We start from the raw sequence: 25245 nt of genomic DNA on the forward strand, positions 1-25245 counted from the left end.
ACATGGCAGGCTCCGGGGGAGGGAGCCTTTCAGGAATGGATATCGATGCCCTGCGCCAGTCGACGCTCGCCTTCGTCGAGGCGCACAGGGCCTGGGCGCCCCTGGTGACCGGCCTCCTGGCCTTCTGCGAATCCGTGGCCTTCCTGTCTCTGCTCGTGCCGGCCACCGTGATCCTGGTCGGCATCGGCGCCTTGATCGGCGGAAGCGACCTGCCGTTCTGGCCGATCGTGATCGGGGCGGCGGTGGGCGCCGGGCTCGGCGACTGGATCTCCTACGAGGTCGGCCATTACTTCAAGGACGGCGTGAAGCGGCTCTGGCCGATGAGCCGCCATCCCGAGATGACCGAGAAGGCCGAGGGTTTCCTGCGCCGCTGGGGCGCGGGCGCGGTGGCGATCGGCCGCTTCTTCGGCCCGGCCCGGGCCGTGGTGCCCCTCGTCGCAGGCAGCTTCGGGGTGACGCGCATCCCGTTCCAGATCGCGAATTGGGGATCGGCCTTCGTCTGGGCCTTCGTGCTGCTCGCCCCCGGTGCGGGGCTGCTCGGCTGGTTCCGGGGCTGATGCGCCGTTTCCCGCCGGAGCGGATCGTCTGCCTCACCGAGGAGACGGTGGAGACGCTCTACCTGCTCGGCCAGGAGCACCGTATCGTCGGAGTCTCGGGCTATGCCGTGCGCCCGGCCCGGGTGCGCAAGGAGAAGCCGCGGGTCTCGGCCTTCACCAGCGCCGACCTGCCGAAGATCCTCGCCCTCGATCCCGATCTCGTCCTCGCCTTCTCCGACCTGCAGGCGGAGATCGTGGCCGATCTCGCCCGCGCCGGCATCGCCGTGCACCTGTTCAACCAGCGCGACGTGGCGGGCTGCCTCGCCATGATCCGCACCCTCGGCGCCCTCGTCGGCATGTCCGCAGAGGCCGACGATCTCGCGAGAGACTACGAGGCACGGTTAGCTCAGGCCGCAGCGGACAGCGCGGGCCGGGCGCGGCCTCGGGTGTATTTCGAGGAATGGGACGCGCCGATGATCTCCGGCATCGGCTGGGTCTCGGAGCTGATCGGGTTCGCGGGCGGGCAGGACGTGTTTCCCGACCGGGCGAAGGCCCAGGCCGCCAAGGACCGGATCGTGACCTCGGAGATGGTGATCGCTGCCGCGCCCGACGTGATCCTCGCCTCCTGGTGCGGCAAGCGTGTGAACCCCGAGCACATCGCCAGGCGCCCGGGCTGGGCGGCGATCCCGGCGGTCGCCAACGGGCGCATCCACGAGATCAAGTCCCCGCTGATCCTGCAGCCGGGCCCGGCGGCGCTCGGCGACGGCTTCGAGGCGATCCGCCGCCTGCTCGCGTGAACCCGCCGCAGGTGACAGGGCGAGTCCGGCCTTGGCAGGATGCGGATTCGTGATTCGGCCTGGGGCGTCCCCGCGCACCGGCGCCGCGCAAGGAAGCCCGATGTCCGCCGCCGTCGCCCTCACCCTGCCGCCGGACCGCCGCCAGTCGCCGACCGCGCTCCATGTCCAGCGCGGCGTGCGGCGGCTCTTCGCCGAGATGGGCTGCGTCACGCTCCCCGAATTCTCCCTCGCCAATGGCCGCCGGGCGGACGTGATCGCCCTCTGCGGGGTGGGCAAGCTCACCATCGTCGAGATCAAGTCGAGCGTGGCCGATTTCCGGGCCGACCGGAAATGGCCCGATTACCGCGATTTCTGCGACCGCTTCTTCTTCGCGATCCCCGACACGGTGCCCGAGAGCCTCATCCCGGAGGAATGCGGGCTGATCGTCGCCGATGCCTTCGGCGCGGCGATCCTGCGGGAGCCGCCGGACCACGCGCTCAGCCCCGCCCGGCGCAAGGCGGTGACGCTCCGCTTCGCCCACAGCGCGGCCGGGCTGCTGCACGCCCTCGCCGATCCCGGCGCCATCCGCGAGGGCGCCCTCTGAGGATCCCTCAGGCCGCGGTCCCGAGCAGGACGCGGATGTCGTCCCTGCGGCAGGATTCGGCGAAGCGCGGCTCGGCCCAGCCGAGATCCGTGACCGCGTAGCCGCGCTCCCGCATCATCGCGGCGACGAGGACGGAGGGCGCCTTGTAGACCCCGTGCGTCTCGACGAGCAGCACGCGGGGACGGAAGGGCAATTCGCGCAGGATCGTCACCTCCGCTCCCTCGCAATCGAGGCAGAGCACGTCGCAGGGGGGCAGGGCCGCCGGGGCGACGGGCGCGCCGAAGCCGGCGGGGTCGTGGTAGACGGCGATCGGCTCGCCCACCACGGCGTGATGGATGCCGAGCGCCACACCATTCAGCGCGGCGGTGGCGCGGACATGGCCGCAATTCTCGGCGCTGCCCTCGTAGCACTCGATCCGCCCCGAGGGCCCGGCGCACAGGGCCGCCGTCACCGCCGTGACCCCCACGCCGCCGCCCACCACCACGACCCGGTCACCGGGGCGCACCTGCGCGTTCAGGCCACCGACGAGCCCGGCCTCGTAGATCGGATCGTCGAGCCGCTCCGTGTGCCAGGAATCCGGCACCAGGAGATCGGTCCATTTGCGGAGATGGCAGATCGGGACACCGCCCCAGCGCAGGGGCCGGCGCGCGGGCGAGAGGGGGCGGACGAGGCGCCGGTACAGGAAGCCGAGGCTGCGGCTCAGCAGCCCGGAGATGCCATTCTCGCGGAACGCCTGACGCAGCTTGCCGATCATCCACATCCGATCGTTCTCCCGGCACGCTCCGCTTTGTTGCTGATTATGTCAGATCGCCTGCCTGCGCACCCGTCAGGTGCGCCCACGCACATGGTCGTTCGATGAGCCGCCCCGGCCCACATCGCGTTTGCACCCGGCACATGCCGGACATGAACGGATTTCGGTGGGCCGCTCGACCGTGAGGTCTACGTTGCGGCGCACCACGCCATCGAAAGAGTTTGCCCGTGCCCCACGCCTCGACGGCCGATTGCGCCGCCGATGCGGCGCCGACGGTTGCCGCCGACGCCCATCATCCCGCCCTCGTGATCCTGGCCCTCGCGGTCGGCGGCTTCGCCATCGGCACGACCGAGTTCGCGTCGATGAGCCTGCTGCCCGAATTCGCGCCGGCGCTCGGTATCGACGCGCCGACCGCCGGCCACGTCATCAGCGCCTACGCCCTCGGGGTCGTCGTCGGCGCGCCGGTCATCGCCGTGCTCGCGGCGCGGATCGCCCGGCGGACGCTGCTGGTCGGCCTGATGGTGATGTTCGCCCTCGGTAACCTGCTCTCGGCGATCGCGCCGAGCTATCACGCGATACTGGCGTTCCGCTTCTTCGCGGGGCTGCCCCACGGCGCCTATTTCGGCGTCGCGATGCTGCTGGCCGCCTCGCTCGTGCCGCGGGAGAAGCGCGCCGGCGCCTCCGCCAAGGTCCTGACCGGCCTCACCGTCGCCACGGTGGTCGGCGTGCCGCTCGCCAACGCCATCGGTCAGATCTTCGGTTGGCGCTGGAGCTTCGCCATCGTGGCCGGGCTCGCCCTGCTCACGGCGGCGCTCGTGCGGTTCTATGCGCCCCTCGGCGCGCCGACGGAGGGGGCGAGCCCCTTGCGCGAGCTCGGCGCCCTGAAGCGCGGCCAGGTCTGGCTGACGCTCGCGATCGGCGCCGTCGGCTTCGGCGGGATGTTCTCGGTCTACACCTATCTCGCTTCGACCATGCTGTCGGTCACGCAGGTCTCGCCCGCGCTAATCCCGGTGGCGCTGGCCGTGTTCGGCGCCGGTCTGACCCTGGGCAATCTCGGCTGGGCCTGGATCGCCGACCGGTCTGGGGCTCTGATGCTCTCGGCCGCGGCGACGCTCGTCTGGAGTGCCGTGGTGCTCGCGCTCTATCCCGCGGCGACGGCGAGCCTGTGGACGCTGCTCCCGGTCGTGTTCCTGATCGGCTGCGGCGGCGGCCTCGCCACCATCCTGCAGACCCGACTGATGGACGTCGCCGAGGATGCCCAGACCCTCGCCGCCGCGCTGAACCATTCCGCCTTCAATGTCGCCAACGCGCTGGGGCCGTGGCTCGCGGGGCTCGCCATCGCATCCGGCTTCGGCCTGCCGGCCACGGGCTGGGTCGGCGTCGCCCTCGCGCTGGGCGGTCTCGCGATCTGGACAATGTCCTGGGCGCTGGACGCGCGGTCCCGTCCGGGGGGCGGCGCATTCCTGAGGGCGCGTCGGTGAAGCGCCCTTGACTCGACGGTCTTCGGGCACCGTCCTCCCCTCATGAAAAGGGTCGCCGCGCTCTCCGCGCGGCGACCCTTTTCGTCTCGGCGTCGATCCCGCCGCCTATGCCGCGGCGAGGGACATCGACATCGATTCCTTCTTCATCAGCTCGCGGTAGAAGCCGTCGAGATGGGTGAGCTTCTCCGGCGAGCCGTCCTGGGCGATGCGGCCGCCCTCGAGCACCACGATCCGGTCGAAGTCCTTGAGCGTCGAGAGCCGGTGGGCAATGGCGATCACCGTGCGGCCCTTCATCAGGTTCGCCAGTGCCGCGCGGATCGCTTCCTCCGATTCCGCGTCCAGCGCCGAGGTAGCCTCGTCGAGGAGCAGGATCGGCGAGTCCTTCAGGATCGCGCGGGCGATGGCGATGCGCTGGCGCTGGCCGCCCGACAGCTTGACGCCGCGGTCGCCGACGATGGTGTCGAAGCCTTCCGGCAGGGCCTTGATGAAGTCGGTGCAGTGGGCCGCCTCCGCCGCCTGCCAGACCTCCTCGTCGGTGGCGTCCGGCCGGCCGTAGCGGATGTTCTCCCGCAGCGAGCGGTGGAACATCGACACGTCCTGCGGCACCACCGTGATGGCTTCGCGCAGGGATTCCTGCGTCACCCGGGTGATGTCGCGGCCGTTGATGAGGATACGGCCGCCCTGCACCTCGTAGAAGCGCTGGATCAGCGAGAACAGGGTCGACTTGCCGCCGCCCGACTTGCCGACGAGGCCCACCGTCTGGCCCGGCGGGATCACCAGGTTGAAGTCGGAGAACACCGTGCGCCCGTCGGGGTAGCTGAAGGCGACGTGATCGAAGGTCATCTCGGCACCGGTCTGGTGCTCCAGCTTCTCAGCCTCGGGATGGTCCTTGAGCTCGTGCGGCTGCAGCAGGGTGTGCAGCGCCTCGGAGAGGCGGGCGGTGTGCTGCGTCGCGTCGACGAGGGCCACCGCGAGGTCGCGGGTGGCGGCCAGGATGCGGATGCCGAGCGTGCAGACCAGGACCACCTCGCCGTTCGTCGCCTGACCGGCCTCCCACATCCTGATGACCCAGTAGAGCAGGCCGAGGATCGAGATCACGGTCAGGAAAGCGTGGGTGATGCGCAGCTTCTCGAGGTAGAGGAGCGAGCTCCGCCGGGCGCCCATCTCGGTGCCGATGGTGCCGTCGAAGCGCTTGTACTCGCGCTTGAAGGCCGAGAAGGCCCGGACGAGGTTCATGTTGCCGACGAGGTCGACCATCTCGCCGTCGACCGAGGCCGCCTTGGCGGCGAAGTCGTGGTGCAGCGGCTTGCCGGCCGAGGCCATCTTGAACATCAGCAGGACGACGGCGAGGAAGATGCCGGCGAGCACGGCCGCCATGGTGAGGTTCACGGTGCCGATGTAGAGGATCGACAGGAACGCGGCCACGCAGGGCGGCATCACGTTGAACGTGAACATGTTCTCGACCGTGAAGATCGCGTTCGAGGTCGCCGTGATGCGCGAGGCGAGCGTGCCCGGCTGGCGGTCGGCGAAGAAGGACGGGGCGTGGCCCGTCATGTGCCGGAACAGGTCGCGGCGGATGTCGCCCGTCACGCCGACGAAGGTGAAGGCGCCGACCAGCGCGGCGACGCGCCAGAGCATGTTGTCGGCGGCGATGAAGCCGATCAGCACGGCGAGCGCCGTCCAGACATGGCTCGCCTGCGGCCCCTTGCTCAGGGAATCGACCACGCCCTTCAGGGCATAGTCTGTCGAGACCGAGAAACCGACAGCACCGAGGACGGCCACGAGGATGACGAGATGGGGGAGGATGCGGCGCTTCAGGTAGCGCCCGACGAAGGCCCAGGGCCTGTTGGCGTAACTGCAGAGATCTTCCATCGCGACTGCCGATCCCGATTGATCAGACCTGCAGGGCGACGCGCCGCCGGCAGGCCGCACTCACCCTCAAAGGTCGGAACGCGAAGCGTCGCCTTATGTTTCAAGCGAGGCCGCGACCAGATTCATAAATCGCGGAACCTGAACGGCGCTTGAGCGGGGAGACGCATCGCACGCGTCCCTTGTCGCGCCGCACGCGCCCGGGCTCAACCCGCCCCGGGGCTTCGGCACGATTTTCTTTCGCCGCCTCTAGGGCGTTGCCTCCGCCGGGGCCCGGGTCTCGGGCATGATCGCCAGCACGAGGAGGAAGGCGAGGACGCCAATGCCGGCGAGCCCGAGGAAGGCGGTATGGGTGCCGAACGCGTCGGCGACCACCCCCGCCAGCGCCGTCGAGAGGGCCGCGCCGATGCCCATGCCCGTGCCGACCGCGCCCAGCGCCAGGTTGAAGCGGCCGGTCGCGCGCGTCGCGTCCGAGACCACGAGGGGCACCATCACGCCGAGCACCGAGGCGGAGATGCCGTCGAAGACCTGCACCGCCACCAGCAGGTGCGGGCTGTCGACATAGGCGAAGAGGAACCCGCGGATCGGCAGGGCCGCGAAGCCGATCAGCAGGAGCGGCCGGCGGCCCCAGCTCTGGGCGAGCCGTCCCACCAGGGGCGCCGTCACGGCCAGCACGGCCTGGGGCACCATGATGCAGGCGGCCACGAGCGCGGTCGCGGTCTCGCTCGCCCGCAGGGTCAGCACCGAGCCGGCGAGGGGCAGCATCGCCGCGTTGGCCAGGAAGAACAGGACCATGCAGGCGGCGAAGCACAGCAGGGCCCGGTTCTTCAGGAGCGCCTTCAGGCCTCCGGGCTCGTCCGAGGCGGCGGAGGCCTTCGGCATCGGCATCTCCTCGACCCCGCGCGCGGGGATGAAGGAGAGGGCGAAGAGCGCCGGGATGACGAGCGCCCCGGCGAGGTAGAACACCGCGTTGTTCGAGAGATAGTAGCCGATGGCGCCCATCCCGGCGGCGCCGAGGGCGTTGCCGATGGCCGAGAAGCTCGCGTTGCGCCCAAGCCGGGCGCCGGCCCGGGCATGGCCGACGAGGCCGATCGAGATCGCGGCGATGGCCGGCGTCAGCACGCAGCTCGCGGCGGAGTGGATCGCCATGGCCAGCAGGGCCACGAGATAGGTCGGGACGGCGGCAAGCATGAAGGCGCTGGCGCCGACCCAGAAGGCGGAGAAGCCGGCGGCGAAGCGCTTGGAGCGGGACGCGTCCACGAAGGCGCCCCCTGGCACCTGGCCGAGCAGGCTGACCAGGCTGCCCACGGTGAGCGCCAGGCCGATATCCGACTGCGTCCATTTCTGCTGGGTGAAATAGACGGCCAGGAACGGGCCGAAGCCGGTCTGGAGATTGGCGACGAAGAAGGCGAAGGCGTCGAGCCCGTAGGCGCCCGACCGCGCGTTCGGCGCGGACGGCGCCGGGGCCGGGCCGCCGGCGGCGCGCCTCAGCGGCCGGGCCGCACCGCGCTCGCGCGGGTCGGGCCGCGCCGTATCGCGCTCACGCGGGAAATCGGGCGTCTCTCCTTCGGCCGGGTTGCCATCATTTCTCCGGCTTGATCTCCGGTTGGGCGGCCTTCTCCTGGCTCGCCTTGTCCTGGTTGGCCCGCTCCTGAGCGGCTTTGTCCTGCGCGGCCTTCTCGGCGGCCGCCTTTTCCTGGGCGGCCCGCTCCTGCACCGCCCGCTCCAGGAGCGCCTTCTCCTGAGCGGCCTTCTCCTGCGCGGCCCGTTCGAGGGCGGCCGGATCGGCGTCGGCGGCGTTGCCCGGGCTCGACGGGCCGAGCACGACGATGGGCTCACCCGACTTGTATTCGGGGAGACGCGAACCTGGTTGCGATTGAGCTGGAGCGTGAGCGCGCCGAGCTTGCCGTCCGCGTTGAACTTCAGGGCGCGCCACTCGACGGCGATCTTGCGGGAGCCGACGCCGAGGAAGCCGCCGAAATCGATGATCGCGGCCCGGGGCTTCCCGTCCTTGTCGACCACGATGTCGATGATCCGGCCGAGATCGTCGCCATTGGCCGCGCGCACGCTCTTGCCGAGCAGGGTCTCGTAGTCCTGCGTGTCGAGCACGGTCGCGGGCGTGCCGGGATTCTGGGCCGGCGGCGCAGGCGGTGGCGCAGCGGCGGGGGCCGGGGCGGGCGTGGCGGCCGGCGCCGGGTCCGACGCGGCCGGCGGGTTGGTCTGGCCGGCCGAAGCGGCTGCGGCCCACAGGGCGATCGTCGAGCAAGCGATCGTCCGGATCAGTCTGCGCACCCCGTCACCTCTCGATCGTCCCGCGCATGCGGCCATGCGCGGCACCGGCAAAGAACAGCCCTGGTTCAACCCGGTTCCGGCCCTCTTCGCAACCGCGCGGCGGGCATGGCCTTCTGGCCGGCAAGGAAGGCGAAGTTGTGGACCCGCCGAGACGATCCCGCGTCGGGGGCGCGGCAGCCGTTGCGGTGGGGGAACGGCCAATGGTAGCCGACGACCTTGTCTGGTTTTCGCCGTAACCGCGTCGTAGAGCGGCAGCCGGAGATCAAAGTCGAGCGCCCTGGAACGGCGCCGCGTCGTGCGAGGATCGAGCCATGCCGCCCAAGGGGTCTGCGAAGGGGTCCGTCAAAGGGTCCGCTTCGTCCGTCGGTTTTCATGCCAGGCGCGTCGGTGCCGCGGCTCTCCTTGCCGCCGGCTTGGCCGGTTGCCAGGCCCTGGGCGGCGGTGGCGGCGTGATGCCGGAATCCGATGTGGGGCCGCCGCCCTCCATGAGGGGCTCCGTGCCGGGCCAGTTCCGGACCTCCTCCGTCGACGAGGACGGCAAGCCGATCGCCACGACGCCGACCCGCCGCCTCGACATCCCGAAGAACGCGGGCGTGGCCACGCGGACGGCGGAGACCGGCCCGCGCCGGATCAGCCGCGACGAGATCGAGGGGGCGGAGACGGGCCCGCGCGGCAGCTCCGGCGGCCTGACGCCGAGCCTGACCGGCAGCGGTGGCGTCGGCGTCGGCGGCAGCTTCTGAGGGCGCTCAGGCGGTCGGAGCCTTCCGGCCGCCGTAATAATCGTCGAGCCGGCCTCCGAAGCCCGGCTCGGCGAAGGGATCCTCGTCGCGCCCCTGGGTCGGCGCTCCGCTGAGATCCCGCGGATCGATGTCGACCACGTAGCCGGACAGCGTCGTATCGTAACGCAGGGCGTTCCAGGGCAGCGGGTGATAGGTCTCCCCGAGCCCGAGGAACCCGCCGAAGGACAGGACCGCGTAGGCGACCTGCCCCGACACCTTGTCGACCATGAAATTGTGGACCGTGCCGAGATGGCGGCCCTCGCCGTCATAGACCGGCGTGCCCTCGACCTTGTTCGAGGCGATCAGCCGGCGCGTCTCGTCGAGGGCGACGCCCTCGCCCCCGGAGGGATCGAGCTCCAGGCTGCCGGGAGGGCGCAAACGGGTTTCCCCGGGCAGATCCGTCGGCATGGTGGCCTCCAACGCAGTGCACACGACGATCCGGTTTCAATCCCGGGCGTCGCCGCCGGTTCCGGCCTTGGCCTCCTCGGCGGCCATCTGCAGGCGCACGCCCTTGCTGGCGATCAGCATCTCGACGCCGAAGGCCACGAGCGCGCAGATCGTGCACAGGATGGCCGCGCCGAACAGGGCGAAGAGCAGACTGGCGACCGTCGCGTCGCGCAAAGCGCCGACGAGCAGCGTCAGCACCGCGCCGCAGATCGCGACCCCGCCGGCGGCGCCGAGCAGGACGGCGAGGTCGAGGAGGAGCGAACGGACCCGCAGCCGGGCGATACGCCGCTCGATATGGGCCCGCTCGCCGTCCTCGACGGGGACGATGCGGTTGGTGAGGGCGTCGAACTGGTCGGCCACGCGCCCCAGCCGGGTCGCGAACACGTTGAGCAGCGTGGCGAGCCCCGAGAGCAGGAACACCGGCGTCAGCGCCACCTGAATGATGTGCGCCGTGCTGTCGAGGGTCGAGGGGGAGAGGCTGTCGAGCATGGTGCCGCGCGGGGGAAGGGGAGGCGAAACAGGGAGGCGGCCGGGCGCCGCTGCCCTCCCTAGAGGGGTTGGGACGCAAATTTGAGGGGATGCGGGATGAAAACCGCTCTCGGTGCCCGCCTGTGGACGGCTTCCGGGTTGACCGCGCCGCGCTCTTGGAACACGCGTAACACCGCTTAGTTGTTGCACTCAGCGTCGCAGGCTGCGAGCCGGCAGGCGTTTGCGCTGGCGCGCCGTAACGGAGGAACCCATGGCAACGAAGACCACCGAGAAGAAGGCCGCCGCCCCCAAGAAGGCCGCCGCAGGCGAGGGCAAGCCCAACGCCCTTCAGCAGCCGCTGAAGCCCTCCGCCGAGCTCGCCGCCATCGTCGGCGACAAGCCGCTTCCCCGCGGCGAGGTGGTGAGCAAGGTGTGGGAGCACATCAAGAAGCACAATCTCCAGAACCCGGAGAACAAGCGCGAGATCGTTGCCGACGACAAGCTCAAGAAGATCTTCGGCAAGGACAAGTGCTCGATGTTCGAGATGAACAAGCATCTCGCCGCGCATCTGAAGGCCTGATCACGGCCTCTTCGAAAGAGACCGCCCCGCGCGCGACCGGATCTGCCGGTCGCGCCGGGAGACCGGGGGCTCAGACGATGCCGCGGAGCACCCCGCCATCGACCCGCAAAGCGGCCCCCGTGGTTGCGCTGGCGGCGGGGGAGCAGAGATAGGCCACGAGGTTGGCGACTTCCTCCGGCCGGGCCAGCCGCTGGATCAGCGAGGTCGGCCGGTTCTCCGCGATGAAGTTGCGGCCCAGGGCCTCCAGATCCTCGCCCGCGCCGCCCATCGCCTTCAGGAATTCGGCGACGCCTTCGGTCAGGGTCGGCCCGGGCAGCACCGCGTTCACCGTCACGCCGCTGCCCCCGACCGTTTCGGCGAGGCCCCGGGCGATGGCGAGCTGCGCCGTCTTGGTCATCCCGTAATGGACCATCTCGGTCGGGATGTTCACGCCCGACTCGCTCGCCACGAAGACGACCCGGCCCCAGCCGCGTTCCACCATGCCTGGCGCATAGGCGCGGGACAGGCGCACGCCGCTCATCACGTTCACCTCGAAGAAGCGCGCCCAGTCCGAATCCGGGATCTCGAAGAAGGGCTTCGGCTCGAAGATGCCGGCGTTGTTGACCAGGATGTCGACCTTGGGGAGGGCCGCCACGAGGTCTGCCGCGCCCTCCGCGGTGCCGACATCACCGATCCCGGCCATGAACTGGCCGCCCTCGACCTCGCCCTTCAGCCGCTCGATCGCCGCCTCGACGCGCTCGGCGGTGCGCCCGTTCACGGCGACATAGGCGCCGAGCCGGGCCAATTCCCGGGCGACCGCGTAGCCGATGCCGCCGGTCGAACCGGTCACCAGGGCGCTGCGGCCCTTCAAGTCGATGTCCATGGCCGTTTCTCCCGCATGACGCGCGATGCGCCGCCTCAGTCGCGTCAACGCGCGAGGGGGAGCATGGGTGCGCCGCGGCAGGCGGTCAGGCCCGGGTCCGGCGCAGGGCGCTGGTGACGGCACCGACCAGAGAGAGGAGCATCGCGCTCCACAACGCCGCGGCGACCGCGGAGGAGGCCCGCCCCGCGAGCAGACCGAAGACGACCGCGACATAGGCCGCGCCCAGCGACTGCCCGACGAGCCGCGCGCTGGACTGCATGCCACTGGCGCCACCCGCCCGCTCCCGCGGCGCGCTGGTGATGATGATCTTGTTGTTGGGTGCCTGGAACAGGCCGAAGCCGAGGCCACTGAGGCCGAGCCGCCAGACCACGTCGAGGGTGGTGGGGTCATCCGGCAGGAGCGCGATGGCGGTCAGGCCGGCGGCGAGCATCAGGAGGCCGAGGCCGCCGAGAAGCCCGGGCGGAAACCGGTCGGCGAGCCGTCCCGAGACCGGAGCCATCGCCGCGATGGCGAGCGGCCAGGGCGTCATCAGCAGGCCGGTGCGCGTCTCGGAGAGATGCAGCACGTCCTGGAAGTAGAAGGGCAGCGCCACATAGGCGATCATCTGCGCGGCGAAGGCGCAGATCGAGCTCGCCATGGACAGGGCGAAGGCCGGGATGCGCAGGAGGTCGAGGGGCAGCAGCGGCGCGGGCAGCCGGAGCTGGTAGGCCACGAAGATCCCTCCCACCACGACGGCGCCGCCGATCTGCGCCAGGGCGATCCCGCGCCCCTCCGTGCTGCCGAGCCCGTCGACCCCGACGATGAGCAGCCCGAAGGTGAGTGCGTTGAGCGCGGCGCTGACGAGGTCGAAGCGCCGCTGGCTCAGGGGATTGGCCGGGAGAGTGCGGGCCGCGACGGCGAGCGCCGCAAGCCCGGTCGGGATGTTCACGAGGAACAGCCAGGGCCAGGTCGCCACCGACAGGATCGCAGCGGCGACCGTGGGGCCCGCGGCGGAGGCCACCGCGACGATCAGGGCGACGTTGCCGACGCCCCGCCCGATCATCCGGTGGGGATAGATGAAGCGCACCAGCGCGATGTTCACGCTCATCACGCCGGCCGCGCCGAGCCCCTGCGCGATCCGTGCGGCGATCAGCACGGTCAGGTTCGGCGAGAGGGCGCAGGCGAGGGAGGCCGCGGTGAACACGGCGAGCCCCCAGAGATAGACGCGGCGATAGCCCACGATCTCGCCGAGGCTCGCGAGGGGCAGGAGCGTCGCCGTCACCGCGATCTGGTAGGCGTTGACGACGAAGATCGCGGCGGCGGGCGCGACGGCGAGGTCCTTGGCCATGACCGGCAGGGCCACGTTGACGATGGCCCCGTCCAGCACGGCCAGGGTCATGGCCAGCGCGATCCCGGTGAGCGCCAGCATCCGTTCGCGGACGGGCAGGCCGTCCCCTTGGGTGCTCGGCATGGGCGTCATCCGGCAAAACCTCCCGACCGCGGCGCCGTGGGCCATTGCCGGAGCGCGCAAAACCCTATCTCCCGTGCCGCAGCGGCGCGCGACGCCGCATCCGCACCGGAGTTCCCATGCGTCTCGCCGCGATCCTCGGGCTTCTCGGCCTCGGACTCGCCCAGCTGGCCTTCCCCGAGGCCGCTCCCGCGCAGGAGGGGCCGTCCGCGACGACCGACCCGGCCCTGGGGATCGCCCTCGAAGGCTTCGCCTATCCCTATCCCGTCCGCTACCTCCCAGTGACGCGGGACGGGGAGGCGCTGCGCCTCGCCTACATGGACGTGCCGGCCTCGGGAACCGCCAACGGACGCACCGCCCTCCTGCTCCACGGGCGCAACTTCCCCTCGAGCTACTGGCAGCCGGTCATCCGGGCCCTGTCGGCGGCGGGCTACCGGGTCGTGGCCGTCGACCAGCTCGGCTTCGGGAAGTCCTCGAAGCCCGTCGGAGCCTTCAGCTTCGATACCATGGCTGCGGAAACGGTTAACCTGTTGGACCGGCTGGGGTTGAAGCGCGTCGACGTGGTCGCGCACTCGATGGGCGGCATGCTCGCCCTCCGCCTCGCCCGCAACTTCCCGGACTGGGTCAATTCCCTGGTTCTGGAGGCGCCGATCGGGCTCGAGGATTACCGCTTCACGGTGCCGCCGGTCTCCAACGCCGTTCTGCTCAAGCGCGAGGGCGAACTGACGGCCGATGCCTATCGCCGGCAGCTGATGACGAGCTACGCCCTGTCCCTGCCGGAATCGGCCATCGAGCCCTTCGTCGCGATCCGCGAGCGGGTGAAGGATTCCGGCGAGTATCCCCGCTGGCTGCAATCCTTCGTGAATTCCTACCAGGCGATCTGGGGGCAGCCCGTGGTCCACGAGATCCCGCTCGTGAAGGCGCCGACCCTGTTCATCATGGGCGGCAACGATCACAACGCCCCGGGCAAGCCCTACGCGCCGGCCGAATTGCGAGCCGGGATGGGTGAGAACGCGCGCAATGCCAGGGCGCTCGCCGGGAAGATGGCCGATGGCCGCGTCGAAGTGATCGACGGCGTCGGCCACCTCGTTCACATGGAAGCCACCGAGCGCTTCAACGCCCTCGCCCTCGACTTCCTCAACGGGCATTAGCGCAGGGATCGGAGAGAGCCATGGATGTCGGATTTCTCGGGCTCGGCCGCATGGGCCGCGCCATGGCGGCGCAACTCGTGGCGGCCGGGCATAACGTCCGGGTCTGGAACCGCTCGCCCGACCCGGCGCGGCAGGTTGCGGGAGCCACTCCCGTGGCGAGCGCGGCGGAGGCGTTCCGCGGCGACGCGGCCATCACCATGCTCGCCGACGATGCTGCCCTGCGCTCGGTGATCGTGGAGGGTGGGCTGCTTGACGCGCCGGAGCGCCCGGCCGTGCACGTCTCGATGTCGACAATCTCCGTCGCACTCGCCCAGGAGTTGGCACCGATCCATGCTCGGGCCGGCGTCGCCTATGTCGGCGCCCCCGTCTTCGGCCGGCCGGATGCAGCCGAGAAGGGTGCGCTCAACATCGTGGCCGCTGGCGATGACGGGGCCATCTCGACGGTTCAGCCCCTGCTCGACGCCATGGGCGTTAAGACCTGGCGCTTCGGCGAGGAGCCGCATCGCGCCAATACGGTGAAGCTCGCGGGCAATTTCATGCTGATGTCGGCGATCGAGGCCATGGGCGAGGCCTGCGCCCTGGTCGAGGGCCACGGCGTCAAGGGGGCGGACCTCCTTGACCTGCTCACCAACACCCTCTTCGCCTCCCCGGTCTACAAGGGGTACGGCGCGCTGATCGCGGAGAAGCGCTACGAGCCGCCAGGCTTCACGATGCGACTCGGCGCCAAGGACATCCGCCTGGCCCTCGCCGCCGCCGAGGCGGTGGGCGTACCCCTCGGCTTCGGCAGCGTGCTGCGGGACAACTTCATCGACGCGCTGAGCCACGGCGACGGCGACAAGGATTTCGCGGCCCTCGCGAGCGTGGCGGCCCGGCGCAGCGGCCAAGGCTAAACCGGCCGAACCCGCTCGAACGTCAGGTAGCTCGGCCGCCGCCCGGCCGCCTTGGCTTTGGCTTCGTAGCGGGTGCCGGGCCAGCCGGGGAACGGCGTACGCCAATCGTCCGCCCGCTCGGCTGTCCAGCGCAGGCCCGGGCAACGGGCGGCGCGTACCAGCGTCCAGCCGGCATAGTCGTCGATGTCCGTCGCGAAGCGGAACAGGCCGCCGGGCTTCAGAACGCGGGCGATCTCGGCGAGCGAGGCGTCCGCGACGAAGCGGCGCTTGCGCTGGCGGCGCTTCGGCCAGGGATCCGGATAGAGCAGGTAGACCCGCGCAACCGACGCATCGGGCAGCGCCGCGAGCACGGCGGTCGCATCCTCGTCCCAGAGGCGGACGTTGCGCAACCCGCGCTCGTCGACCTCCCGCAGGAGCTTGACGACCCCGTTGACGAAGGGCTCGCAGCCGATGATGCCGGTGCCGGGATGGCCCTCGGCCTGAGCCGCGAGATGCTCGCCACCGCCGAAGCCGATCTCGAGCCAGACCTCGTCCACCGGAACCGGGAAGAGCGCCGGCGGATCGAGGAAGGCACCTGCCGGGGGCAGGGCCACACGAAGTTGGGGCAGCAGCGCCTCAAGGCGCTGCTCCTGACCGGGCCTTAGCCGCTTGCCCTTGCGGCGGCCGAAGAAAGCCCGATCCGGCTCGCCGATCCCGCCCGCTTCGGGAGGGATGCTCTCATCCCTCCCCATGGCGGTTCGGGCCTCAGAACGCCGACTTGAGCTTGTCGGCAAGGTCGGTCTTCTCCCAGGAGAAGCCGCCATCCGCCTCGGGATCCCGGCCGAAATGGCCGTAGGCCGAGGTGCGGGCATAGATCGGCTTGTTGAGGCCGAGCGCCGTCCGGATGCCGCGGGGCGAGAGATCGAGGGCGTCCATTAGGACCGCTTCGAGCTTGGCCTCGTCCACGTTGCCGGTGCCGTGCAGGTCGACATAGATCGACAGGGGCTTGGCCACACCGATGGCGTAGGACAGCTGGATCGTGGCCCGGCGGGCGAGGCCCGCGGCGACCACGTTCTTGGCGAGATAGCGCGCCGCGTAGGCCGCCGAACGGTCGACCTTGGTCGGATCCTTGCCCGAGAAGGCGCCGCCGCCATGGGGGGCCGCTCCGCCATAGGTGTCGACGATGATCTTGCGGCCGGTGAGGCCGGCATCGCCGTCTGGGCCGCCGATCACGAACTTGCCGGTCGGGTTGACATGCCACACCGTCGACTCGGTGATCCAGTCCTGGGGCAGGGCCGCGCGGATATAGGGCTCGACGATGGCCCGCACGTCCGCGGAGTCGAGGGACTCGTCGAGGTGCTGGGTGGAGAGCACGATCTGCGTCGCCTCGACCGGCCGGCCATTCGCGTAGCGCACCGTGACCTGGCTCTTGGCGTCGGGGCCGAGCTTGGCGGCCTCGCCCTGCTTGGCCTTGCGGGCGTCGGCGAGGTCCTTGAGGATCTTGTGGGCGTAGTAGATCGGGGCCGGCATCAGAGCCGGGGTCTCGTCCGACGCGTAGCCGAACATGATGCCCTGGTCGCCCGCGCCCTCGTCCTTGTTGCCCGAGGCGTCGACGCCCTGGGCGATGTCGGCGGACTGGGCATGCAGATGGATGGCGACGTCGGCGTGCTTCCAGTGGAAGCCGTCCTGCTCGTAGCCGATGTCCCTGACCGCCTCGCGGGTCAGTTCTTCCAGGTCCTTGAAGGTCACGGAATCGGGACCGCGCACTTCGCCTGCGATCACGATGCGGTTCGTCGTCGTCAGCGTTTCGACGCCAAGACGCGCCTCGGGCATGACCCCGAGATAGGCGTCGACGACGGTGTCGGAGATCCGGTCGCTCACCTTGTCAGGGTGGCCTTCCGAGACGGACTCGCTCGTGAACAGGAAGTCTGAGCGCGGCATGCAGGGCACCCCGATCGCGGGCGCGCCCGACGTGATTGCGGCGCTTGACCCGATACGGCGCAGGGTTCTTGCACCCATAAAACGGTCGGTCAAGGCGAAACGGCGGAATCGTCCGTTATAACGAACACGATCCGCCGCCGACGGCTGCCTCAGATCGATACAGCTCTTGATTGCCGAACAATCAGCCGTTCAATTCACGATGGAGAGAATCGACGGCAGCCGCAAATTCGCGCCGGCTCTGCTCGCTGAACGTCTGCGAGACGTGGCGGGCCACGACTCGGGCCAGACCGCTCCACGGATCGTCGGCGGCATAAATCTGCTGCCCCTGGTCCGAGAAGCCCGGCATGGACGGGTCCTGTGCGATGCCGTCCAGGAAATCGCTGACGGGCGTGTTGGTCAACCGGCTGAGAATGGCGAGGTGGATCGCGCTGATCCGATTGACGCCCTTCTCGTACTTCTGAAGCTGGGCGGCCGACATGCCGAAACGGTCGGCGACCTCGCGTTGCGTCAGCTTCGACCGCTTGCGTCGCTCGGCCATGCGCCGGCCGAGATGGACGTCTCGCTCATCGGTCTTTTGCCCTGCCATGTCTGCCCCGCCGCACCCCGCTGATCGGATCGATTCAACGAAACGCCAAGCGCTGCAAGCAAAAATGCGTTGAGGCAGGCACAGTGTAAGGTGAAGAATGAAAAAATGGCGTCCCCGGCAGGGCTCGAACCTGCGACCCCAGGTTTCATACCACTTCGGCTTTCGCCGCCGCTCGTTGCAGAGCGTTCGTGGCCTGGACTATCCCTTCACCATGGGCACGGAGCCTACCGTACCGTTAGGTGCCGCCCGTCTAGTCTCTACACCTTCCTTCGCTCGACCCTGGCGGGGCTTGCGAAGGCTTGGCTCGGGATCGGCAGGGCGCACTGAGACGCCGTAAGCTTTCCCCGAATTTGAGCGGATCCGCCGCGTGGTTTCCCGGTCGCGGCGCCCAATTTTCTCTAGGAAACCTGTGCTCTGTCCAGCTGAGCTACGGAGACAACCGCGCCTGCCATAGCATCGGCAGGCCGCCGCGCCAACCACGCCGACGACAGGTGATTTCCAGAGAACAGGGCGTTGCCGGCGGGCCGCAGGGCAGCACGGATCGCGCCTCCTGCCGAAGGCGATGCTTCTCTGCGATGCGCGCCTGACTCATCCTGCGGCACGGCACGGATGCCGCCGACGGAGCACGGATCGATGTCTTCTGGCGTGCGTGCGCTCTTCGGCATCCTTCTCGCGACGTCTCCCGCCGCGCAGGCGGCCGAGTCCTGCCGGAGCGGCATCGCGCGGACGGAGCGCCTTCAGGGGCTCGGCCCACGGGGAGAACTCGTCCTCGCGGATGGCGGCCGGATCGTGCTCTCCGGAATCGGCTGGCCGGAGGACGAAGCGACCGCCGCGGAAGCGGGCGCCTGGCTCTCTGGCCATCGCGGCAGCCTGCTGCGGCTGACGCCCCGCGGTGAGGCCGATCGTTGGGGCCGCATCCCGGCGGACGCCGTGACCGAAGGCGAGGAGCCGGTCGATCTCGGTGCCGGCCTCGTCGCGTCCGGGCTGGCCTATGCCGATGCCGGCGAGGTCGACCGATTGTGCCGGCCGGCCCTGCTCGCCCTGGAGGAGGCCCCTCGTAAGGCAGGCCTCGGCGTGTGGCGCGAAGGCGTCTTCGATGCCGCCAGGGCCGAAGAACTCGGGACGCGGCCCGGCCGCTTCGTGGTCGCGGCCGGGCGCGTGCGCTCCGTCGGAGAGAGGCGTTCGCGCACCTATCTGAACTTCTCTGCACGCGGCGAGGCGGGGCTCAGCGTGACCGTGACGAAACGCACTTGGCGGAGTATGCGCGAGCGTGGTTTGTCTGCAGAGACGCTGAAGGGGCGCTTCGTGCGCGTTCGCGGCATGCTGGAGATCTGGCGCGGCCCGATCCTCGACATCGCCAGTGCGGACATGATCGAGGTGCTCGAGGGGGACAGGGCGCCACGGCGCTGAACGTCATGAACGGGGAATTGGGACAGGCCAACCGGCCCGGCGCAGGCTGCCGCCACGCGCTCGCTCTTCTTTTGGCCCTGCAGGTCGCCGCCTGCGCCGGCGACCAGACCGGTGCGGTTCTGACGCCCGCTGCGATCAAGGTGCCCGCCGAGGCCCCGCGCACGACGGGGCGTGAGCGGCCGTCCGACGACGCGGATCACGCCAAGCTCGTCGCTTCCTTCGGGGGCGAGTATCGCTCACCCACGGTGCACCGGCTTCTCACGGACGTGACCAATCGGCTCGTGAAGGCGAGCGATCGGCCGGACGAGGCCTTCGCGGTCACGCTGCTCGATTCGCCCGTCGTCAACGCATTCGCCTTGCCGAGCGGGCGGCTCTACGTCACCCGCGGGCTTCTGGCGCTCGCTACCGATACCTCCGAGGTGGCGGCGGTGCTCGCGCACGAGATCGCGCACGTGACGCTGCGCCACGCCAATGCGCGCAGCGAGATGGCCCTCCGGTCGCAGCTCGTCAGCCGCGTCGTCGCCGACGTGCTGAACGATCCCGTCACCGGGGCGCAGCTCGAGAGCCAGTCGAAGGTGACACTCGCCCGCTTCTCCCGCGAGCAGGAGCTCGAGGCCGACACGATCGGCGTGCGCACCCTGGCGAAGGCCGGCTACGACCCCTTCGGCGCGAGTCGCTTCCTGACCAGCCTGAGCCGTACCATGGCCCTCGGCGCGGGGGCCGGGGCGCCGGGCGAACCGGACATGCTCGCGACCCATCCGGCCACCGCGGAGCGCGTCGTCCTCGTCACCCAGGCCGCCCGCCGCATCGGTGCCCCCGGCCTCGGGGCCGACGAGCGCGCCCGCTACATGGCGGCGATCGACGGGCTCAGCTACGGCGACAATCCCGGTGAGGGCGTGGTGCGCGGGAAGCGCTTCATCCACCAGAGCCTCGGCATCGCCTTCGAGGTGCCCGACGGCTTCGCGATCGAGAACACCCGCAACGCCGTGCTCGGCACCACCCGCGACGGCAGGAGCCGGCTCCTGTTCGATCAGGTCGAGAGCAACAGCGGCCGCAGCCTCGAGGACATGCTCAAGGCGACCTGGAACGACGCGATCGAGCCGGGCTCCATCCAGAACCGGATGATCGGCAGCCGGGCCGCCGTCACCGCGCTCTCCCGCGGCAAGGACTGGACCTTCCGCCTCGCCGCCATCCGAGAGGGCGACGCGACCTACCGCATGATCATGGCCGCCAAGGGCAGCACCGATCCCGAGCCGGCCTTCCGGCGCTGGATCGAGAGCCTGTCGAGCGTGCCGCCGGAAGAGGCCCGCTCCCTCAAGCCGCTGCATCTCGAAGTCGTCACCGCCGCGCAGGGCGACACCGTCGAGAGCTTCGCCCGCCGCATGGTGGTGACCGACCGGGCGAGCGAGCGCTTCCTCGTGCTCAATGGCATGGAGCGCGGCGCGAGCGTGCGGCCGGGGCAGAGCTACAAGCTGGTGGTCGAGTAGCGCCACGCCGACGTCCCCTTCCGGCGCGACCGCTCTAGCTTGGTGTCTTGAAGCGCCACCCGGCGCCGATCCCGTGACCTCTCGGCGAACAGCGACTCAAGCGTGGAAGACGCCCTCACCCGTTGGCTTCAGGAAACGGCCTCGATCCGCACGGATCTCCTGTTCCTGGCCGGTCTCGCCCTGTCCCTGCTGGTGTCCGTGCACGCGCTCCTGCGCAAGCGCGTGGTCGGGGCGGCGATCGGCTGGATCGGGCTCGCCTGGCTCTCGCCCTTCTTCGGCAGCCTTCTCTATCTCACCTTCGGCATCAACCGGGTCGAGCGGCGCGCACGCAAGCTCAAGCGGCGGCCCTCGCAGCAGACCGACGAGACGCCGCAGGCGCCGGCTCCCGTGCCGGAGGCCTATCGCGCCCTCGACCGGGCGGTGCAGGCGATCACGCAGCTTCCCGTCGTCGCCGGCACCCGCATCGCGCTCCTGCGCAACGGGGACGAGGCCTATCCGGCGATGCTGGAGGCGATCGGGCAGGCGCGCACCAGCATCGCTCTGTCGAGCTACATCTTCCGCGACGACGAGATCGGTGGCGCCTTCTGCGAGGCGCTGATCGCGGCCAGGGCACGGGGCGTCGCCGTGCGAGTGATCGTCGACGGCATCGGCTCGGGCTACTTCTTCCCCGCCGTCTGGCGGCGGTTGCGGGGGGCCGGGGTGCCGGCTGGATTGTTCATGCACTCGGCGCTGCCCTGGCGCATGCCGTTCCTGAACTTGCGCACCCACCGTAAGCTGCTCCTCCTCGACGGAGGCCTCGCCTTCACCGGAGGCGTGAACATCTCCGACGGCAACCGCGTCGCGAGAAACCCCGCCTTCCCGATCCGCGACACGCATTTCCGGATCGAGGGACCGGTGGTGGAACAGCTCGCCCAGGCGTTTGCCACGGACTGGGCCTTCGTGGCGGGCGAGGAGCTCGAGGGCGAGGCGTGGTTCCCGGACCTCGCCCCGGCCGGCGACGTGACCGCCCGCGTCGTCACCTCCGGGCCCGATGCCGATATCGAGAAGATTGCCAGCGTCATCCTGCAGGCCCTCGCCTGCGCCCGGCGCTCGATCCGGCTGACGACGCCCTATTTCCTGCCCAACGAGCTGATCCTCAACGCCCTCTGCCTCGCCGCAGGGCGCGGGATCGAGGTCGACGTCGTCATCCCCCATCGCAGCGACCATCGCTTCGTCGACTGGGCGACCCGGGCGCATATCGGCCCGCTGCTGGAGGCCGGGGTGCGGATCTGGCTCGACGAGCCGCCCTTCGACCATTCCAAGGCAATGGCCGTCGACCGGGAATGGTCCTTCATCGGCAGCGCCAACTGGGACACGCGCTCGTTCCGGCTCAATTTCGAGATGAATGTCGAGGTCTACGATCCCGCCCTGGCCGCCCGGCTCGACGATTTCATCCTGGCGAAGCGCGAGACCCGGCTGACAGCGGACGATCTGGCCGCTCGCGCGCTCCCGGTGCGCCTGCGCGACGCAGGCGTCCGACTGCTTCTGCCATACCTCTGAGCCGGGCGAAGCGGGCCTGCGCTTCCGTGCCCGGGGCGAGGCTGACCACGATCGGCCGATGGTCGGAGAGCCCGCGGGCGAGCACGGCCCGCTCGTGGCAGACGAGGCCGCGCACGAGGCAGCGGTCGAGCCGCAGAGGCACCATGTCGGCCATGGCGTGGGTGGGCCGGCGCGGCCCGACATCGCGGAAGCCCGGCAGCAGGGCCGGGCCGACGATGTTGTAGTCCCCGAGCACCGCCGCCCGCTCCGGTAGGTGCTGCTGGATCCGGCGGAGCTGGCGCCGGTTCAGCATCTGGCCGTGGGAGAGATGGACGTTGGCGACGCCGAACGCGCCGAGATCTAGGACCTGGCAGACCCGGTCGATGAGGACGCCGGAGGGCAGCGCCACGATCTCGGGCGGGTGCAACCAGGGCGTCGGGCTCCACATGGCGGGTCCGTGGATGCGGCCGGGCAGGGGAGCCCGGGCGAAGACGCCGCCGACCTTCTCGGGAAGCGCCGCGATCTCCTCCGTTGCCTCCTGCATCAGCACGAGGTCCGGCGTCTCCCGTTCGATCAGTTCCACCAGGCACTCCACCGCGGCGCCGGTGCGCCGCAGCAGGTTCCAGCTCACGATCTTGCGCTCGCCCGGTGCGCGGGCGGGGCTTCCCCAGCGGGTCGAATCGGCGAAGTCGAAGCGGCGGCGCTTGGGAGCGGATCTGGGCATGCGCGAAGCGGTCGAGGTCCGGAATGACGGAAATGAGGCGGCCCGGAGGGGCGCAGACGCAACGTCTCCGCCGCCCCAGGGTTCGCTCGCCCGGCATCCGCATCGATCACGGTTCGATCAGGCGAGGTTGAACCGCGCTGTCGCACCGCAGCACCGGCCGCTCCGATGTGGATGATTTGCAGCCTCACGATGTGGCGATGCCCCCCATACGCAAGGCGACTGGAGCCCCCGGGCTTCGCCATGCCATAGGAGGGCTCGTTCGCGCCTGCGAAGGCGTTTTCGACCGGAGTTTTGGCACCCGTGACGCATCCGAACCCGCGCCAGGCCGATCACGAGATCGATCCGCTGTTCCTGAACCGCCGCTCGCCGCGCGCCTATACGGGCGAGGCCGTGCCGGAAGCCGAGCTCAAGCGCATGTTCGAGGCGGCGCGCTGGGCGCCCTCCGCCTACAATTCGCAGCCCTGGCGTTTCGCCTACGCCCTGCGCGACACGCCGGAATGGGAGACGTTCCTCGGTCTGCTGGTGCCGGGCAACCAGAAATGGGCCAAGGATGCCGGTGCCCTGGTCATCCTGGCCTCGAACGGCATGATGAAGCTCGGCGACGAGCTGAAGCCCTCCTACAGCGCCTCGCTGGATGCCGGTGCGGCCTCCGCCCTGTTCGCGCTGCAAGCGGTGAAGCAGGGCTGGCTCGCCCACGGAATGACCGGCTTCGACATGGCGCGGGCCGCGATCGAGCTGAACCTGCCGGAGCATCACCGGATCGAGGCTGCCTACGCGGTCGGCCGCCCCATTGCCTACGAGGATCTGAGCGAGGAGCAGCGCGTCAAGGAAACGCCGAACGGCCGCCGGCCGATCAGCGACTTCGTCCAGGCCGGCGGCTTCCTGCCGCGCCAGGGCTGAGGCAGGCGCCATGCTGAAGCCGGCGGCCGATTATGCCGCGCTCGTCGCCGGCTTCCATTGGGAGATTCCTGACCGCTACAACATCGCCGCGGATGTCTGCGACCGCTGGGCGCTGGCCGCGCCGGAGCGCACGGCACTGCTCCAGGTGGCCCAGGACGGGAGCGTCACCCCGGTCTCCTACGGCCACCTGCGGGACCGCTCGCTGCGTCTGGCCGGCGCCCTTGCGGCCCGCGGCATCGCCCCCGGCGACCGGATCGCAGTTCTGCTGCCGCAATCGGCGCATGTCGTCGTCACGCATCTGGCCGCCTATCGCCTCGGCGCCATCGCCCTGCCGCTGGCCGGCCTGTTCGGCGAGGAGGCCCTGCGCTACCGGCTCTCGGATTCCGGTGCCCGGGCGATCGTCACCGATGCCGCCGGCCTCGCCAAGCTCGCCCCGATCCGCGCGGCGCTGCCCGGACTGAGCGTGTTCCTGAGCGCCGACAGTGCGTCCGCGCAGGCGGAGGCGCTGGAGGAAGCCATTGCTGCGGCCTCGCCGGACTTCGCGACTCGGGAGACCGGCCCGGACGATCCGGCCCTGATGATCTACACCTCCGGCACGACCGGCCTCGCCAAGGGCGCCCTGCATGGCCACCGCGTGCTGCTCGGCCACATGCCGGGCTTCCTGATGATGCACGACTTCCTGCCCAAGGGCGCGGACCTGATGTGGACGCCCGCGGATTGGGCCTGGGCAGGGGGCCTTCTCAACGTGTTGATGCCATCCCTCAAGCTCGGCGTCCCGGTCGTGGCCCGGCCCTCCGCTCGCTTCGAGCCGGAGGCGGCCTACGGCCTGATCGAGCGCCTGCGCATCACCAACGCCTTCCTGCCGCCGACCGCGTTGCGGATGCTGTGCGGCCTGGAGAATCCGCGGACGCGCTTCGATCTCTCCTCCCTGCGCAACATCGCCTCCGCCGGGGAATCCCTCGGGCCGGAGACCTTCGCCTGGGCGCAGGACGCCCTCGGCCTGACCATCGGCGAGGCCTATGGCCAGACCGAGTGCAACCTCGTGCTCGCCTCGTGCCGAGCGGCCGGCGTGGCGAGCCCCGGCTCCACCGGCAAACCGGTGCCCGGCCATCGCGTCGCGATCCTGCGCGAGGACGGATCCGAGGCGGCGGCGGGGGAGATCGGCGAGATCTGCGTGCAGGCCCCCGACCCGGTGATGTTCCTCGGCTACTGGAACCAGCCGGAAGCGACCGCGAAGAAATTCCGCGACGGCTGGTGGCTCACCGGCGACCGGGCGCAGCGGGACGCGGAGGGTTATGTGCGCTTCGTCGGCCGCGACGACGACCTCATCACCTCGGCGGCCTATCGGATCGGCCCGACCGAGATCGAGAACTGCCTGACGAGTCACCCGGCCGTGGCCCTGGCCGCGGCGGTGGGGATGCCCGATGCCTTGCGCACGGAAGTGGTCACCGCCTTCGTGGTGCTGCGCGAGGGCTTCCAGCCCACGCCGGCTCTCGCAGAGGAGATCCGGGATTTCGCGAAAAAGCGGCTCTCGGCCCATGAATATCCGCGCCAGATCATCTTCCGGGCATCCCTGCCTCTGACCACGTCCGGCAAGATCATCCGCCGCCAGTTGCGCGACGGGACGGCCTGAGGCTCCTCCGGCGCCTGCCAAAGGATCCGCCGCGCCTGTTCCGACCGTCGAGGGAGGGGCGGATCCGGCCTCCCGTGCCGAGCTTCGCAACTTCAAGCTGCATAAAGCGCTGCGAAGAGTGGCCTCGGTTCGGC

General features: G+C 70.2%; 24 protein-coding genes and 1 pseudogene. 13 read left to right on the forward strand and 12 right to left on the reverse strand.

Annotated features, from left to right (window positions below; all coding sequences use genetic code 11):
- The first annotated feature begins 35 nt into the window (after nt 1-35).
- From MMB17_RS13335 to MMB17_RS13345, 3 genes are all read left to right on the forward strand, one after another.
- Nucleotides 36-557 carry a DedA family protein gene (locus MMB17_RS13335; RefSeq protein WP_238312120.1) on the forward strand — a complete coding sequence of 174 codons (522 nt, stop codon included), beginning with the start codon at nt 36-38 and terminating at the stop codon, nt 555-557.
- Nucleotides 557-1333, forward strand: a complete 777-nt coding sequence (locus MMB17_RS13340) for a cobalamin-binding protein (RefSeq protein WP_241099081.1) — start codon at nt 557-559, stop codon at nt 1331-1333. The genes MMB17_RS13335 and MMB17_RS13340 overlap by 1 nt, the downstream gene beginning before the upstream one ends.
- Before the next feature lie 100 nt (nt 1334-1433).
- Entirely contained in the window at nt 1434-1916 is a 483-nt protein-coding gene (locus MMB17_RS13345) for an MmcB family DNA repair protein (RefSeq protein ID WP_238312116.1), read from the forward strand.
- Nucleotides 1917-1923: 7 nt separating this feature from the next.
- Here the strand turns inward: MMB17_RS13345 and MMB17_RS13350 are convergent, their stop codons facing one another.
- The gene (locus tag MMB17_RS13350) at nt 1924-2670 is read right to left on the reverse strand and encodes a hypothetical protein (RefSeq protein ID WP_241099082.1); all 747 of its coding nucleotides are present in this window, start codon (nt 2668-2670) and stop codon (nt 1924-1926) included.
- A 224-nt stretch (nt 2671-2894) separates the two neighbouring features.
- Here MMB17_RS13350 and MMB17_RS13355 point away from each other — a divergent pair, with 224 nt between their 5' ends.
- Nucleotides 2895-4148 carry an MFS transporter gene (locus MMB17_RS13355; protein WP_420847266.1) on the forward strand — a complete coding sequence of 418 codons (1254 nt, stop codon included), beginning with the start codon at nt 2895-2897 and terminating at the stop codon, nt 4146-4148.
- A 105-nt stretch (nt 4149-4253) separates the two neighbouring features.
- On the opposite strand, the gene MMB17_RS13360 is transcribed toward MMB17_RS13355, so the two are convergent.
- From MMB17_RS13360 to MMB17_RS13370, 3 genes and pseudogenes are all read right to left on the reverse strand, one after another.
- Nucleotides 4254-6020 (reverse strand): ABC transporter ATP-binding protein, encoded by a 1767-nt coding sequence (locus MMB17_RS13360; RefSeq protein WP_238312113.1) that lies wholly within the window; start codon nt 6018-6020, stop codon nt 4254-4256.
- Between the two features lie 246 nt (nt 6021-6266).
- Nucleotides 6267-7508, reverse strand: a complete 1242-nt coding sequence (locus MMB17_RS13365) for an MFS transporter (protein WP_241102191.1) — start codon at nt 7506-7508, stop codon at nt 6267-6269.
- A 480-nt stretch (nt 7509-7988) separates the two neighbouring features.
- Nucleotides 7989-8345: pseudogene (locus MMB17_RS13370) on the reverse strand (PRC-barrel domain-containing protein); the annotation flags it as partial.
- 377 nt (nt 8346-8722) lie between these two features.
- Between MMB17_RS13370 and MMB17_RS13375 the strand changes: the two are divergent.
- On the forward strand, nt 8723-9049 hold the full coding sequence (locus MMB17_RS13375) for a hypothetical protein (protein WP_241099083.1): 327 nt from the start codon (nt 8723-8725) through the stop codon (nt 9047-9049).
- A 6-nt stretch (nt 9050-9055) separates the two neighbouring features.
- Here MMB17_RS13375 and MMB17_RS13380 read toward each other — a convergent pair whose 3' ends face one another.
- A complete protein-coding gene (locus tag MMB17_RS13380; protein WP_238312106.1) occupies nt 9056-9496 on the reverse strand; it encodes a PRC-barrel domain-containing protein in 441 nt (146 codons plus the stop codon).
- 36 nt (nt 9497-9532) lie between these two features.
- Nucleotides 9533-10024: a DUF2721 domain-containing protein gene (locus MMB17_RS13385; RefSeq protein ID WP_241099084.1), complete on the reverse strand. Its 492-nt coding sequence runs from the start codon at nt 10022-10024 to the stop codon at nt 9533-9535.
- Nucleotides 10025-10274: 250 nt separating this feature from the next.
- Here MMB17_RS13385 and MMB17_RS13390 point away from each other — a divergent pair, with 250 nt between their 5' ends.
- Nucleotides 10275-10583, forward strand: coding sequence for an SWIB/MDM2 domain-containing protein (locus tag MMB17_RS13390; RefSeq protein ID WP_238312103.1), 309 nt, complete (start codon nt 10275-10277; stop codon nt 10581-10583).
- Between the two features lie 70 nt (nt 10584-10653).
- Here the strand turns inward: MMB17_RS13390 and MMB17_RS13395 are convergent, their stop codons facing one another.
- Complete coding sequence (locus tag MMB17_RS13395) at nt 10654-11445, reverse strand: SDR family NAD(P)-dependent oxidoreductase (RefSeq protein ID WP_241099085.1); 792 nt, start codon at nt 11443-11445, stop codon at nt 10654-10656.
- Nucleotides 11446-11530: 85 nt separating this feature from the next.
- A complete protein-coding gene (locus MMB17_RS13400) occupies nt 11531-12904 on the reverse strand; it encodes an MFS transporter (RefSeq protein ID WP_241099086.1) in 1374 nt (457 codons plus the stop codon).
- A gap of 107 nt (nt 12905-13011) precedes the next feature.
- On the opposite strand from MMB17_RS13400, the gene MMB17_RS13405 reads away from it, so the two are divergent.
- Nucleotides 13012-14043 (forward strand): alpha/beta fold hydrolase, encoded by a 1032-nt coding sequence (locus MMB17_RS13405; protein ID WP_241099087.1) that lies wholly within the window; start codon nt 13012-13014, stop codon nt 14041-14043.
- Between the two features lie 20 nt (nt 14044-14063).
- Nucleotides 14064-14933, forward strand: a complete 870-nt coding sequence (locus MMB17_RS13410) for an NAD(P)-dependent oxidoreductase (RefSeq protein WP_241099088.1) — start codon at nt 14064-14066, stop codon at nt 14931-14933.
- Here the strand turns inward: MMB17_RS13410 and trmB are convergent.
- The 3 genes from trmB to MMB17_RS13425 form a co-directional block, all read right to left on the reverse strand.
- Complete coding sequence (gene trmB / locus MMB17_RS13415; protein ID WP_241099089.1) at nt 14930-15664, reverse strand: tRNA (guanine(46)-N(7))-methyltransferase TrmB; 735 nt, start codon at nt 15662-15664, stop codon at nt 14930-14932. The two genes, MMB17_RS13410 and trmB, sit on opposite strands and share 4 nt — an antisense overlap.
- A gap of 13 nt (nt 15665-15677) precedes the next feature.
- A complete protein-coding gene (gene metK / locus MMB17_RS13420; protein ID WP_241099090.1) occupies nt 15678-16853 on the reverse strand; it encodes a methionine adenosyltransferase in 1176 nt (391 codons plus the stop codon).
- 181 nt (nt 16854-17034) lie between these two features.
- Nucleotides 17035-17439 carry a helix-turn-helix domain-containing protein gene (locus MMB17_RS13425; protein WP_238312092.1) on the reverse strand — a complete coding sequence of 135 codons (405 nt, stop codon included), beginning with the start codon at nt 17437-17439 and terminating at the stop codon, nt 17035-17037.
- A 633-nt stretch (nt 17440-18072) separates the two neighbouring features.
- On the opposite strand from MMB17_RS13425, the gene MMB17_RS13430 reads away from it, so the two are divergent.
- The 3 genes from MMB17_RS13430 to cls all read left to right on the forward strand — a co-directional run bounded on the left by MMB17_RS13430 (nt 18073) and on the right by cls (nt 21875).
- Nucleotides 18073-18849: a thermonuclease family protein gene (locus MMB17_RS13430; RefSeq protein ID WP_241099091.1), complete on the forward strand. Its 777-nt coding sequence runs from the start codon at nt 18073-18075 to the stop codon at nt 18847-18849.
- Between the two features lie 5 nt (nt 18850-18854).
- Nucleotides 18855-20336: a M48 family metalloprotease gene (locus tag MMB17_RS13435; RefSeq protein WP_241099092.1), complete on the forward strand. Its 1482-nt coding sequence runs from the start codon at nt 18855-18857 to the stop codon at nt 20334-20336.
- Nucleotides 20337-20438: 102 nt separating this feature from the next.
- A complete protein-coding gene (cls, locus tag MMB17_RS13440; RefSeq protein WP_238312086.1) occupies nt 20439-21875 on the forward strand; it encodes a cardiolipin synthase in 1437 nt (478 codons plus the stop codon).
- Here the strand turns inward: cls and MMB17_RS13445 are convergent.
- A complete protein-coding gene (locus tag MMB17_RS13445; protein ID WP_241099093.1) occupies nt 21766-22578 on the reverse strand; it encodes an endonuclease/exonuclease/phosphatase family protein in 813 nt (270 codons plus the stop codon). The genes cls and MMB17_RS13445 overlap by 110 nt on opposite strands.
- Nucleotides 22579-22878: 300 nt before the next feature.
- Between MMB17_RS13445 and MMB17_RS13450 the strand changes: the two genes are divergently transcribed.
- The gene (locus MMB17_RS13450; RefSeq protein ID WP_241099094.1) at nt 22879-23478 is read left to right on the forward strand and encodes a nitroreductase family protein; all 600 of its coding nucleotides are present in this window, start codon (nt 22879-22881) and stop codon (nt 23476-23478) included.
- A gap of 10 nt (nt 23479-23488) precedes the next feature.
- Nucleotides 23489-25111 carry an AMP-binding protein gene (locus MMB17_RS13455; protein ID WP_241099095.1) on the forward strand — a complete coding sequence of 541 codons (1623 nt, stop codon included), beginning with the start codon at nt 23489-23491 and terminating at the stop codon, nt 25109-25111.
- Nucleotides 25112-25245 lie beyond the last annotated feature (134 nt).

The sequence above is a fragment of the Methylobacterium organophilum genome (assembly GCF_022533465.1).
Taxonomy (GTDB): Bacteria; Pseudomonadota; Alphaproteobacteria; order Rhizobiales; family Beijerinckiaceae; genus Methylobacterium; species Methylobacterium organophilum.